Source organism: Mesorhizobium sp. WSM4813 (assembly GCF_055811555.1).
On the sequence record NZ_JBVVQU010000019.1, the window covers coordinates 44,871 to 56,773 of the forward strand.

Consider the following 11,903-nt stretch of genomic DNA (forward strand, 5'->3'; position numbering starts at 1 on the left):
CTATTGCAGAAAAAAGTACGTCAATCCATAATTTGGAAAATCGCCGCGAACTGGCCGATTGCGTCCGCAAGGGCGATCGGTCAAACCGCAGCGGTCAAGCCCGTTCACGAGAATCGCCATGCAAGCCGTTGCCAGACGACCACGCACCAACCATCTCGATCTCGCTCAGCGCATTCTGGATGTGGCCCGGCAACGCGGCTTCGAGGCCGGTGCTCATCTCCCGGAACAGCAGATCGCTTCGCTTTGCAATGTCTCGCGAACGCCGGTTCGGGCCGCGTTGCGGCTGCTTACGGAAAAAGGCGTCGTCCGCTGGGAAGCTGAATCCGGCTATCGGCTGGCCGTTGACCTCACCAACCAGGCGACCCTTGCCGCCGACCTGCCTGTTACCGAAGAGGACGAACTCGCGGAGATGATCCTGCGCGATCGGTCAGCGCGCCGACTGGACCAGACGGTGACCATCGGCGCGCTGATGCGGCGGTATGATGCCGAGCGAAAGACGGTACTAAAAGCACTAAAGAAACTGACAGATGAAAATCTTCTGGACCGCGCACCGGGACAGGCCTGGCTGTTCAGGCGGGCGCCTGACGATCCGGAGGCGCAAGGCGAAAGCTATGAGTTCCGCCTGCTGCTGGAACCCGCCGCCATTCTGGCGCCCGGCTTCCGGCTGGACGGGACGCGTGCGGCGGCCTTGCGCCAGGGCATGGAGGCGCTGCTGGCGCTGCCCGATGCCGGATTCGATATCAGAGAGTTCCAGCGGCTGGACATCGATTTTCACGGCATGATCGCCGACGGCGCCGCCAACCGGTTCGTCACCGACGCGCTGTCCGACCATCTCAGGCTGCGCCGGCTGCCGGGGACCTATGCCGGCGTCAACGTCTTCCGGCTGAAGCAATCGCTGCGCGAGCACCTGACCATACTCGACCAACTGGAAAGCCGGCAGTATGAGATTGCAGCCGATCTGCTTCGCGTCCATCTGCGATTGTCCCGTAGCCAGCGACCGCAGGCGGCCAGCCGCGGGGCCCCCGCATTGTTCGGCATGATCAGCCGGCCGGACTGACGAGGACCACGAGAACAGTGACGCGCAAAGCCAGCCCGACCATCGCGCTGTTTCCCGAAGCGAGCTTTGGCGCGGCGCTCAATTGCGTCGGTATCGCGCAAGCCTTGCGCGCCCGTGGCGCCCGGCCGGTGTTCATCTGTCACGCCGGCTTTTCCGGTGTGTTCGCCGACTATGGTTTTCAGGAATACCAGTTGCCGACCGACGAGCCGCTGACCGACAGCGAACGCCAGAGCTACTGGCAGGCTTTCGTGCGCCGGCATCTGCCGCATTTCAGGCTGAGCCCGATCGACCAGCTCGAAACCTACGTCGCTCCGACCTGGGAAGCGATCGTCGATACGGCGGTCAATGCCGAGGCGCCGCTGCGGCAGTTGCTGGCTAGGCTGAAGCCGGACGCCGTGGTGCTCGACAATGTCATCATGTTTCCGGCGCTGGCCGCTGCCGGCTGCCCATGGGTGCGCGTGGTGTCCTGCGCCGAAACCGAGCTTCCCGACGCCGATGTACCACCCTATCTGTCCGGTCTCGCCGCCGACGACCCGAGCCGCGAGGCCTTCGAGGCGCGTTATCTGGCAGCGGTCGCTCCGGCTCACGACCGGTTCAACCGGCTTCGCGCAGATGCCGGCCTTGCACGCTTGCAGAAGGGTCTTTTTCTGGAAGCTTCGCCCGACCTCAATCTGCTGCTGACTCCGACGATCGTGCGCAGGCAGCGCGCCGAGCCGCTCGACCCGGCCCGCTTCGTCTATCTCGAAGGCTGTGTCCGTTCGGAAGGGCCGTTCGATGTGCCGGTCTTTCCGCGCAATGACGGGCCGCTGGTCTATCTTAGCTTCGGCAGCCTGGGCGCCATGGATGTCGGCCTGATCGAGCGCATGCTCGCCATGTTTGATCGGCTTCCGGCCCGCTTCATCGTCAATGTCGGCGGTCTGCGCGACACCTACCGCGCGGTTCCGGACAATGTCTATCTCGACGCCTGGTTTCCGCAGCCGTCGGTCGTCGCGAAATCCGACCTCTTCATCCATCACGGCGGCAACAACAGCTTTTGCGAAGCGCTGCGTTTCGGCGTGCCGTCGCTGATCATGCCCTATTGCTGGGACGGGCATGACAATGCGCGACGCGCCGAGGAAACCGGCGTCGGCCGTCACCTCAGCCGCGATGGCTGGAGCGACGACGAACTGGAAAATGCCATCCTTGGCTTAATGGCCGACGGCGAAATGCGCTTTCGCCTCAAGGAGAATGCGGCCACCATGGCACGGGCGCCGGGAACGGACGCCGCCGCCGAAGCCATTCTCGCCCTCGTAAGGACGTGACCTGATGCTCAACACCACAACGGATGCACCGCAAATGACCCCAATGGAGGATCCGAAGGGATGGCTGGAGCAGCAGGGGATCAGGGAAGTCGAGTGCCTGGTGCCGGATGTGAATGGCGTGTTGCGCGGCAAGGCCCTGCCGACGGCCAAGTTCCTGAAGTCGATCGAGGACCGCGCCCTCTACCTGCCGAGCAGCGCGTTCCTGGTCTGCATCGACGGCCGCTATTCCGGTTCCAACGACGAGGGCTTCGGCTATCAGGACCCCGATATGCGGATGGTGCCGGATCTCGCGACGCTCTGCCTTGCACCCGGCGCCGGAGCGGACAAAGCTTACGTCTTCGCCGATGCGTTTCACATGGACGATCGGCCGTGGATGGCCTCGCCGCGTCATGTCTTGAGGGCCGTGCTCGATCTCTATCGCCAGCGCGGCTGGCGGGCGGTGGTGGCGCCGGAGCTCGAATTCTACCTGACCGCGCCCAATCCCGATCCCGATCGGCCGCTGACAGCGCCGGTCGGACGCAATGGCCGCGCCGAAACCGTACAGCACCCCTATGACATGGCGGCGCTGGAGGAATTCGAGCCGGTGATCCGGCGCCTCTACGACTATGCTGCGATGGCCGGACTGCCGCTCGATACGCTGATCCATGAATCGGGCACGGCTCAGTTGGAGATCAATTTCCTGCATGGCGACGCGTTGCCGCTGGCCGACAAGGTGCTGCTGTTCAAGCGGATGACGCGCCAGGCCGCACAGGAATTCGGTATGCACGCGACCTTCATGGCCAAGCCGATTGCTGCACAGGCCGGCAGCTCCATGCATCTCCACATGTCGGTCATCGACGAGGCCGGGAATACGCTGTTTGCCGGGCGCGACGAGGACGATACCGAGATGTTCGGGCACTTCATCGGCGGCCTGCAGAAATACATTCCCGAGGTGATGCCGCTGTTTGCGCCGAACGTGAATTCGTTCCGCCGCATCCGGCCGAACCACAGCGCACCCGCCAACATCGAGTGGTCGCACGACAACCGCTCCTGCGGCCTGCGCGTGCCGGCCGGTGGGCGTGCTGCTCGTCGGGTGGAAAACCGGCTGCCCGGCGCCGACGCCAATCCCTATCTGGCGATGGCCGGCTCGCTGCTCTGCGGCTATCTCGGCGTCGAGGAAAAACTGTCGCGTTCGCCCGAGGCATCGGGCAACGCCTATCGCAGCAAGAGCACGCTGCCCAAAACCATGGAGGAGGCGCTCGATCGTTTCGCCGCCTGCAGCCCGGTTCGGGAGATGCTCGGCGAGGATTTTCTCCAGACCTATCTGCGCGTCAAGAGCGTCGAGCTCGACCTGTTCCAGAGCGTCGTCACGAGTTGGGAACGCGACCATCTGCTGCTCAAGGTTTGACTATGAGCTTCGATTCTGGGGGCTTCAACTCCGGCCTGGATATCGGCAAGTCATACTATGTCGCGACGGCCAATCCGGCTCCGGACCATCCGGCGCTGCAGGGCGATAGCGACGCCGATCTCGTGGTGGTCGGCGGCGGCTGCACCGGCCTGTCCGCAGCCCTTCATGCCGCCGAACGCGGGCTGAAGGTGGTGCTGCTCGAAGGCGGCAAGATCGGATGGGGGGCGTCCGGGCGCAATGGCGGCCAGATCATTCCCGGCCTGCGCAAAGGCGCCAAGGGTCTGGTCAAGCTCTATGGGCCCGAACGGGCGCGGGCGCTTTTCGATCTCGCCCTCGAGGCGCGCAGGCTGGTGCTCGACCTGATCGAGCGTCACGCCATCGATTGCGACCTCAGGCTGACCGGCCACCTGGCCGGTGCGGTCAACGGCTCCGACCTGCGCGACCTCGAGGAAGAGGCGGAGTGCCTTGCCAGCGTAATGAATTTTCATGATGTCGAGATGCTGTCGGCAGCGCAGGCGCGTGGAATGGTGAACACGCCCTATCACGGCGCGATGTACGAAAAACTCGGCGGCCATATGCATCCACTGAATTATACGCTTGGTCTTGCACGCGCAGCTGCAGCGGCGGGCGCCACCATCCACGAAAATTCGGTGGCGCTGCAGCTGGAGCGGGAACCTGCCATCAGGGTGGCGACGGCCAAGGGCTCGGTCCGGGCCAGGCACGTCGTGCTGGCCGGCGACGCGCTGCTCCAGGGGCTCGAGCCGCGCGTCAACAGCCGCATCATGCCGGTTGGCAACTACATCGTCGCCACTGAGCCGCTGGGCGACACGAGCGATGTCATCCCAAGCAATGTCGCCGTTTCCGACACCCGCTTCGTGGTCAACTACTACCGGCTGTCGGCGGACGGCCGCCTGCTGTTCGGCGGCGGCGAGCGCTACACGCCGTCGCCGCCCGCAGACATTGCCGGCTTCGTGCGGCCGCATATGGAAAAGACCTTTCCGCAATTGCGCGGCCGCCGCATCGATCATGCCTGGGGCGGGCTGGTCTCGGTGACGACATCGCGCCTGCCGGATGTCGGCCACTATGGCGAGGTCTATTTTGCGCATGGCTATTCCGGCAAGGGCGTGATCCTGTCGACGCTGTCGGGAAAGCTGCTCGCTGAGGCGATCACCGGCGACACGTCGCGGTTGGATCTGTTTTCGACGCTGAGGCCAATGCCGTTTCCCGGCGGCACGGCGCTGCGCGGTCCGCTCTATGTGCTCGGCATGCTGTGGTATGCGATGCGCGACCGCATCAAGCATTGAGGATCGGCAAGTGGGCCCGCACCAGGGAAACGCAAGAGAGAAAGCTTCATAGATGGCCGAGGCCTATATCTGCGACTACATCCGCACGCCGATCGGACGCTTCGGTGGGCAGTTGGCGTCGGTCCGCGCCGACGATCTTGGCGCGATACCTCTAAGGGCGCTGGCCGAACGCAATCCCGGCATAGATTGGGCCGCGGTCGATGACGTCGTCTATGGCTGCGCCAATCAGGCCGGCGAGGACAATCGCAATGTGGCGCGCATGGCGCTGTTGCTCGCCGGACTGCCCGAGGAGATTTCCGGCTCGACCGTCAATCGCCTCTGCGGTTCCGGCATAGACGCCGTGATCATCGCCGCGCGCGCCATCAAGGCAGGCGAGGCGGAGTTGATGATATCAGGCGGCGTCGAATCGATGAGCCGTGCTCCCTTCGTCATGCCCAAGGCGGAGACCGCCTTTTCGCGCGATGCCGAGATCTATGACACCACCATCGGCTGGCGCTTCGTCAACCCGCTGATGAAGAAGCAGTACGGCATCGACTCGATGCCGGAGACCGGCGAGAATGTTGCGGAAGAGTACGCCATCTCCCGCGCTGACCAGGATGCCTTTGCCGTGCGCAGTCAGGATAAGGCGGTGGCCGCGCAGGCCAATGGCCGGCTGGCGAAGGAAATCATTCCCGCAACGATCCAGCAGCGCAAGGGCGACGCGGTCATCGTCTCGAAGGACGAGCATCCGCGCGCGGGTACGACGATCGAGGCGCTGGCGAAATTGCCGACGCCGTTCCGGCAAGGCGGCACGGTCACGGCCGGCAATGCGTCGGGCGTCAACGATGGTGCCGCGGCGCTGATCGTCGCCTCGGAGGCCGCGGTGAAGAAATACGGGCTGACGCCGATCGCCCGCATTCTTGGAGGAGCGGCCGCCGGCGTGGCGCCGCGCATCATGGGCATCGGCCCGGTGCCGGCCACGCAGAAGCTGTGCGCCCGGCTCGGGCTGAGGGCGACGGACTTCGATGTCATCGAGCTCAACGAAGCCTTTGCCTCCCAAGCCATCGCCGTACTGCGCCAACTCGGCATCGCTGAGGACGCGGAGCACGTCAATCCGAATGGCGGCGCCATTGCGCTTGGCCACCCGCTCGGCATGTCTGGTGCGCGCATATCAGGCACGGCGGCGCTGGAACTTCGCGAGCGCGGCGGCCGCTATGCGCTTGCCACCATGTGCATCGGCGTCGGCCAAGGCATCGCCGTGGCGCTCGAACGGCAGTAAAACGAGATCAAGCGCCGGCCGCGGTTTGCCACGGGCGGCAGCTGCAGCTCCCCCGACAAATTTGACCATGTGGACAAAGGTGCGGCTCCGTTCCATAGTTCCCCGGCTGATAGTTCAAAGAAACAGCCGGCTCGACACGGCGCCAATCAGAGGGGCATGCAATGGAAAACGGGAAGAGCAAAATGCAATCGAAACGCGAAGGGCTTTCGCGGCGCAATTTGCTGGAACTCGGCGCGCTTGGCCTGGCGGCAGCCATGCTGCCGGGCAGTGCCTTGGCGCAGGACAAGAAGCTGAAGGTGGCGGCGATCTTCGCCACGCCGACTGAGGAGCCATGGGTCCACCAGATCCATGTCGCCCTGCAGAGGGCCGAGAAGGAACTCGGCATCGAATACAAATGGTCGGAGAAGGTGCAGACGGCCGATTTCAGCCGTGTGATGCGCGAATATGCGCAGGACGGCTATGAGCTGGTGCTGGGCGATGCTTTCGCCGCCGAGCGCGAATCCCGCCGCACCGCCAAGCAGTTTCCGAAGGTCGCCTTCCTGTTCGGCTCCGGCGCCGGGCCAGCCGAGCCGAATTTCGCAGTCTTCGACAACTGGATCCACGAGCCGGCCTATCTCTCCGGCCTGATCGCCGGAAAGATGTCGAAATCAGGCATGATCGGCGCCGTTGCGGCGATGGGCATTCCGGAAGTGAACCGGCTGGTCAATGCCTTCTTTGCCGGCGCCCGTGAGGTCAATCCTAACATCAAGAGGAAGGTCGCTTTTATCGGCTCTTTCTTCGACCCGCCAAAGGCCAAGGAAGCAGCTATCGCCCAGATCGACGCCGGTGTCGACGTGATCTATGCCGAACGTTTCGGTGTCATCGAAGCGGCGGTCGAGAGGAAGATCCTCGCCATCTCCAACATGTCCGACCAGTCCAACCTCGGCCCGGATACGGTGATCACCGGCCCGGTCTGGGACATGTACCCGACGGTCGAGCACGCGATCAAACTGGTCAAGGCCGGCGTCTTCACCGCCCAGGATTACGGCGATTTCTCGCGCATGGCCAAGGGCGGCTCCTTCCTGGCGCCCTACCATAAATTCGACAAGACGCTGCCCGCCGACGTCAAGGAGCTGGTCGAGAAGAAGAAGGCCGAAATCCTCGACGGCAATTTCCGCGTCAACGTCGACGAGGACACGCCGGTTTCGGATTGAGCGCTGTCTTTTGGGGATCTGGGGCTTGTCGCACCCTCCTCTGGCCTGCCGGCCATCTCCCCCTCAAGGGGGAGATCGGATGTCACTTCGGCTTTCGCAAATCGTCAACGCTGAAGAAGAGGCGCTGGCGAAGCTGCTAATCTCCCCCCTTGAGGGGGAGATGGCCGGCAGCCCAGAGGGGGGTGCAGCGCATCCCCGGTCAAAGCTGAATCGTAAAGCCAATTCCGATCAGGAGTATCCGTGCCTTTGCCCGCCCCTCTCATCGAAATGCGCGGCATCTCCAAGAGCTTCGGCGCCGTCAAGGCGAACGAGGCCGTCGATCTCAGCGTGGCACCCGGCGAAATTCTCGGGCTGCTTGGCGAAAATGGCGCCGGCAAGACGACGCTGATGAACGTGCTGTTCGGCGCCTATGCGCCGGATGCCGGCGAGATCCTGGTCCAGGGCCGGCCGGTGACGATCAACAGCTCGGCCGATGCGCTTGCCGCCGGCATCGGCATGGTGCACCAGCATTTCCATCTCGCACCGCGGCTTTCGGTGCTGGAAAACCTGCTGATCGGTATTCCCGGAAAGTCAGGCCGGATCGACCGCGCCGGCGGGCTGGCGCGGCTCAACGAGATCGGCCGGCAGCACGGGCTCACGCTCGATCCGGACCTTCCCGTCTCGGCACTATCGGTTGGTGAGCAGCAGCGGCTCGAAATCGTCAAGGCGTTGTTTCGCGGTGCAAGGCTGCTGATCCTCGACGAGCCGACGGCGGTGCTGGCGCCGACAGAGGTCGACGGACTGTTTTCGGCGCTGCGCTCGATGGCGGCCCAGGGCCTTGGCATCATCTTCATCTCGCATAAGCTCAACGAGGTGCGCGCGCTGACCCATCGCTGCGTGGTGCTGCGGCATGGCCGCGTGACCGGGCGCGTCGACGCGCCCGCCAGCACGACGTCCTCGGAGATGGCGCGGCTGATGTGCGGCCACGAGATCGTTCCACCGGCTAGGGGACCATCGACGCCGGGTGCCGCGGTGCTGACCTTGGCCGGCATCTCGACGTCGCGCCATTCCGGCATGCCGCTGCGCGATGTCTCGCTTTCGGTACGTGCCGGCGAAATCCTCGGCATTGCCGGTGTTTCGGGCAATGGCCAACGGGCGCTGGCCGAGGTGGTCTCCGGCATTCGTGCGCCCGATGCCGGCCGGATGACGATAGCCGGCAAAATGGTCTCACGGTTCTCGCCGCGCGAGGTGCAGGCGCTCGGTCTCGGGCGCATCCCGGAAGACCGGATGACGACCGGGCTGGTCACCAATTTGCCGCTGGCGGATTCGATGGTGCTGCCGCGCATCGGCACGGGGGCGTTCAGCCGCAACGGCCTGCTCAGGCCGGACGCGATCCGCGCCTTCGCCGAAGCGCAGATCAAGGCCTATGACATCCGCTGCCCCGGACCGATGACGCGGGCCGGAGCGCTGTCCGGCGGCAATCTGCAAAAGGCGCTGCTGGCGCGCGAGCTCGCCTTCGACCCCAAGGTGCTGATCGTGTCGCAGCCGACGCGCGGCCTCGACATCGGTGCGGCGCGCTTCATCCACGAAAAGTTCCTCGACATGCGTGGCAGGGGCTGCGGCATCATCGTCCTCGGCGAGGATCTTGAAGAGCTGCTCATGCTCTGCGACCGCATCGCCGTGATGTATGAGGGACGCATCGTCGGCACGCTCAACAGCGCCGACGCCACCATTGCGCGGCTCGGCCTGATGATGACCGGGGCGGAGGGGACAGGCTGATGTTTCGCCTCGAAGCCCGCACCAGCACGCCCGGCTGGTTCAATCTCGCGCTGCCGCTGCTGGCGATCGGAGCGACGTTGGTGCTGTGCAGCGGCCTCATCGCACTGGCCGGAGCCGGCGTGATCGAGGCCTATGGCGTGATGTTTTCGGCGTCGCTGGGCGACAGCTACGCGATCACCGAAACGCTGGTGCGCGCAACACCGATGATCTTCACCGGCCTTGCCGTCGCCGTCGCCTTCCGCGCCAAGTTCTGGAACATCGGCGCCGAGGGGCAGTTGCTGGCCGGTGCGGTGGCGAGCTGCGCGGTCGGCGCGATTCCGATGCCGGGCCCGCTCGCCATGCTTCTCATGGCGGTGGCGGGTGCGGCTGCCGGCGCTGCGGTCGCCCTTATCCCCGCCACGTTGCGCGTAAAATTTAGGGTTGATGACGTGGTCAGCTCGCTGCTGCTCAACTCGGTCATCTTCTACGCCCTGATGGCGCTGATCGAGGGCCCGTGGAAAGACACGTTCAGCGGCTACCCGATCTCGCCGCCGATCGAGGATTCAGCCAATTTCCCGGTGCTGCTCGAAGGCACGCGGCTGCATCTCGGCGTTGTGGCGGCTTTCCTTGCCGCGCCGGTCATCTGGTTCCTGATCGCGCGCACGACCCTCGGCTTCAGGATAAGGGTCATCGGCGAGAATCCCGAGGCCGCGCGCTATGGCGGCATCCATGTCGAGCGGGTGCTGATCTCGACGGCGTTGCTGTCCGGCGCGCTGGCTGGGCTGGCCGGCGTCAGCGAGGTCGGCGGCGTGCATTTCCAGGTGATGAGCGACATCTCGCCGGGCTATGGCTACTCCGGCATCGTCGTCGCGATGCTGGCGAGGCTCAACCCACTCGGCGTGGTGCCGGCGGCGCTCTTCCTCGCCGCCGTCATGACCGGCGCCGAGGCGATGTCGCGGGCGACCGGCGTTCCGGCCTTCCTCAGCGATGTTATTCAGGGAACCGCGCTGCTCGCCATGCTGGTGGCCCTGCTGTTCACCGCTTACCGCGTCCGCCGCGTGGGGACAGCCAGATGAGCGTCGTGCTCGAACAGATTTTTCAGGTCGGTTTCCTCGCCGCGATCATCCGCATCGCCACGCCTTTGGCCTTTGCGACACTGGGCGAGATGTTCTCCGAGCGAGCCGGTGTGCTCAATCTCGGCATCGAAGGCATCATGCTGTTGTCGGCGATGACCGGCTTCACCGCGACCAGCCTCAGCGGCAGCCTGTGGCTCGGCGTGCTTGCGGCAGTTGTCACCGGTGCGCTGATGGGTGCTGTGCATGCGCTGTTTACGGTGGCGCTCGGCCTCAGCCAGCATGTCTGCGGCATCGGCGTCACACTGTTCTCGTCGGGGCTAGCCTATTTCCTCTACCGGCTGATCTTCGGCCAGCGATCGGTGCCGCCCAGCATCAAGAGTTTCGAAACGCTGCCGATCCCTGTTCTCTCCGACATCCCGGTGCTCGGACCAGCGGTGTTCAACCAGTTTTCGCTGGTTTACATGGCGATGGCAGCCGTTCCCCTGGCTGCCTTCGTACTCTACCGGACGCCATGGGGCCTGTCGGTGCGGATGGTCGGCGAAAATCCACGCGCCGCCGATTCGGCCGGCGTCAGCGTCATCGCCACGCGCTTCCAGGCGGTGATTCTCGGCGGTGCGCTGATGGGGCTGGCCGGGGCTTTCCTGTCGATGGTGCAGTTCAACGCCTTCACCTTCGGCCTTGTCTCCGGGCGTGGCTGGGTGGCGATCGCGCTGGTCGTCTTCGGCCGCTGGGACCCCTGGCGTTCGGCAGGAGCGGCATTGCTGTTCGCCTTCGTCGATGCCTTGCAATTGCGCATGCAGGCGAGCGGGCTTGGCCACATCCCCTATGAGGCGTTCCTGATGCTGCCCTTCATCTTCACCATCGTCGCCATGGCGGTGATGTCGCGCAATGCGGTGGCGCCTTCGGCGCTGCTCAAGCCGTTTCGCCGGGAGGAACGCTGACGGGCTTGGCGAATATCAGCCGCCGCTTAGCGCCCGCATCACATTCGGCAGCGCCGGCAGCGTCAACAAAACCGTGCCGGCAAGCCAGATGGACGAGACGACGATGCTTCTGGGGCGCGCCGACCAGCGCTCATAGAGCGCGGCCGGGACGCCGGCGAGCATGATGGTCATCGTCGACAGAATCAGCGCACTTGCCATGTAAACGATCTGGCTTAAGGGAGGCGCCCAGCCTGGATACCAGATCGGGTAGAACAGGAACACCATCAGCACCCACGGCGAAAAGATGCCGTTGACGATGGCGACCGCCATGACCGGCACGAGAGCGTTTCTGTCCATTGCCTCAACCCCCTTGTGAAGCCATCGGCGCAATGCCGAAATTGATCAGCAAGACGAGATAGAACACGCGGAAGGCCATAAGCCAGAGCACGCTGAAGACGATCAGCACCGGCTGGGTCAGGATCGTCGGCGTAATGGTCCGCACGATCCGCAGGAACGGGTCCGTGACAGTCTTGAAGAAGCGCCAGATGTAGTTGTCCCAGCTTTCGGGCACGAAGAAACCGAGCAGGAGACGCCCCATCAGCGTGTACATCACCGCGGCGAGGATGAAATTCGGTATGTGGAAATACCAATAGGACCAGAAATCGTTCAT

Annotated in this window: 11 protein-coding genes; 9 read left to right on the plus strand and 2 right to left on the minus strand. The window is 64.4% G+C overall.

Annotated features, from left to right (window positions below; translation table 11 throughout):
- Positions 1 to 118 precede the first annotated feature (118 nt).
- From AC0L25_RS13220 to AC0L25_RS13260, 9 genes are all read left to right on the plus strand, one after another.
- Positions 119 to 1,057, plus strand: a complete 939-nt coding sequence (locus AC0L25_RS13220) for a GntR family transcriptional regulator (RefSeq protein ID WP_473595891.1) — start codon at positions 119 to 121, stop codon at positions 1,055 to 1,057.
- A 17-nt stretch (positions 1,058 to 1,074) separates the two neighbouring features.
- Positions 1,075 to 2,358 carry a glycosyltransferase gene (locus AC0L25_RS13225; protein WP_473595892.1) on the plus strand — a complete coding sequence of 428 codons (1,284 nt, stop codon included), beginning with the start codon at positions 1,075 to 1,077 and terminating at the stop codon, positions 2,356 to 2,358.
- A 4-nt stretch (positions 2,359 to 2,362) separates the two neighbouring features.
- The gene (locus tag AC0L25_RS13230; protein ID WP_473595893.1) at positions 2,363 to 3,745 is read left to right on the plus strand and encodes a glutamine synthetase family protein; all 1,383 of its coding nucleotides are present in this window, start codon (positions 2,363 to 2,365) and stop codon (positions 3,743 to 3,745) included.
- A 2-nt stretch (positions 3,746 to 3,747) separates the two neighbouring features.
- On the plus strand, positions 3,748 to 5,049 hold the full coding sequence (locus tag AC0L25_RS13235; RefSeq protein ID WP_473595894.1) for an NAD(P)/FAD-dependent oxidoreductase: 1,302 nt from the start codon (positions 3,748 to 3,750) through the stop codon (positions 5,047 to 5,049).
- Between the two features lie 52 nt (positions 5,050 to 5,101).
- A complete protein-coding gene (pcaF, locus tag AC0L25_RS13240) occupies positions 5,102 to 6,307 on the plus strand; it encodes a 3-oxoadipyl-CoA thiolase (RefSeq protein ID WP_473595895.1) in 1,206 nt (401 codons plus the stop codon).
- A gap of 161 nt (positions 6,308 to 6,468) precedes the next feature.
- Positions 6,469 to 7,500, plus strand: coding sequence for a BMP family protein (locus AC0L25_RS13245; protein ID WP_473595896.1), 1,032 nt, complete (start codon positions 6,469 to 6,471; stop codon positions 7,498 to 7,500).
- Positions 7,501 to 7,746: 246 nt separating this feature from the next.
- Positions 7,747 to 9,258 carry an ABC transporter ATP-binding protein gene (locus tag AC0L25_RS13250; RefSeq protein WP_473595948.1) on the plus strand — a complete coding sequence of 504 codons (1,512 nt, stop codon included), beginning with the start codon at positions 7,747 to 7,749 and terminating at the stop codon, positions 9,256 to 9,258.
- Positions 9,258 to 10,313, plus strand: coding sequence for an ABC transporter permease (locus tag AC0L25_RS13255; protein WP_473595897.1), 1,056 nt, complete (start codon positions 9,258 to 9,260; stop codon positions 10,311 to 10,313). Before AC0L25_RS13250 ends, AC0L25_RS13255 begins: the two co-directional genes overlap by 1 nt.
- Complete coding sequence (locus tag AC0L25_RS13260; protein WP_473595898.1) at positions 10,310 to 11,254, plus strand: ABC transporter permease; 945 nt, start codon at positions 10,310 to 10,312, stop codon at positions 11,252 to 11,254. The genes AC0L25_RS13255 and AC0L25_RS13260 overlap by 4 nt, the downstream gene beginning before the upstream one ends.
- A 15-nt stretch (positions 11,255 to 11,269) precedes the next feature.
- Here AC0L25_RS13260 and AC0L25_RS13265 read toward each other — a convergent pair whose 3' ends face one another.
- Together AC0L25_RS13265 and AC0L25_RS13270 are read right to left on the minus strand one after the other, a co-directional pair.
- Positions 11,270 to 11,590, minus strand: coding sequence for a hypothetical protein (locus AC0L25_RS13265; RefSeq protein WP_292401055.1), 321 nt, complete (start codon positions 11,588 to 11,590; stop codon positions 11,270 to 11,272).
- Positions 11,591 to 11,594: 4 nt separating this feature from the next.
- On the minus strand, positions 11,595 to 11,903 hold the full coding sequence (locus AC0L25_RS13270; protein ID WP_473595899.1) for a hypothetical protein: 309 nt from the start codon (positions 11,901 to 11,903) through the stop codon (positions 11,595 to 11,597).

What these genes read in the sequence shown, in the direction of transcription:
- AC0L25_RS13220 (WP_473595891.1), top strand. Translation starts at nt 119, where the DNA reads ATGCAAGCCGTTGCCAGACGACCACGCACCAACCATCTCGATCTCGCT.
- AC0L25_RS13230 (WP_473595893.1), top strand. Translation starts at nt 2,363, where the DNA reads ATGCTCAACACCACAACGGATGCACCGCAAATGACCCCAATGGAGGAT.
- AC0L25_RS13235 (WP_473595894.1), top strand. Translation starts at nt 3,748, where the DNA reads ATGAGCTTCGATTCTGGGGGCTTCAACTCCGGCCTGGATATCGGCAAG.
- pcaF (WP_473595895.1), top strand. Translation starts at nt 5,102, where the DNA reads ATGGCCGAGGCCTATATCTGCGACTACATCCGCACGCCGATCGGACGC.
- AC0L25_RS13245 (WP_473595896.1), top strand. Translation starts at nt 6,469, where the DNA reads ATGGAAAACGGGAAGAGCAAAATGCAATCGAAACGCGAAGGGCTTTCG.
- AC0L25_RS13255 (WP_473595897.1), top strand. Translation starts at nt 9,258, where the DNA reads ATGTTTCGCCTCGAAGCCCGCACCAGCACGCCCGGCTGGTTCAATCTC.
- AC0L25_RS13260 (WP_473595898.1), top strand. Translation starts at nt 10,310, where the DNA reads ATGAGCGTCGTGCTCGAACAGATTTTTCAGGTCGGTTTCCTCGCCGCG.
- AC0L25_RS13265 (WP_292401055.1), bottom strand. Translation starts at nt 11,590, where the DNA reads ATGGACAGAAACGCTCTCGTGCCGGTCATGGCGGTCGCCATCGTCAAC.
- AC0L25_RS13270 (WP_473595899.1), bottom strand. Translation starts at nt 11,903, where the DNA reads ATGAACGATTTCTGGTCCTATTGGTATTTCCACATACCGAATTTCATC.